Source organism: Microvirga sp. Mcv34 (assembly GCF_024519725.1).
Taxonomy (GTDB): domain Bacteria; phylum Pseudomonadota; class Alphaproteobacteria; order Rhizobiales; family Beijerinckiaceae; genus Microvirga.
Window position 1 is genome coordinate 1 of sequence record NZ_JALJRK010000319.1, and the last position, 281, is coordinate 281.

Annotated in this window: 1 protein-coding gene; it reads right to left on the bottom strand. The window is 60.5% G+C overall.

The features are described 5' to 3' along the window. Positions 1 to 281 (bottom strand): cbb3-type cytochrome c oxidase subunit I (locus tag OC446_RS31225; RefSeq protein WP_262032639.1); only part of this gene is annotated, 281 nt, incomplete at both ends.

Below are 281 nucleotides of genomic sequence, written 5' to 3' on the forward strand. Positions count from 1 at the left end.
ACGAGAAGATCTTCACGCCGGTGGGAACCGCGATCACCATCGTGGCGAACACGAAATAGGCCTGCGTCTGGAGCGAGAGGCCGACCGTGTACATGTGGTGCGCCCACACGACGAAGCCGACCACGCCGATCGCCACCATGGCGTAGGCCATGCCGAGATAGCCGAAGATCGGCTTCTTGGAGAAGGTGGAGATGATGTGGGACACGATGCCGAAGGCCGGCAGGATCATGATGTACACTTCGGGGTGGCCGAAGAACCAGAACAGGTGCTGGTAGAGCACC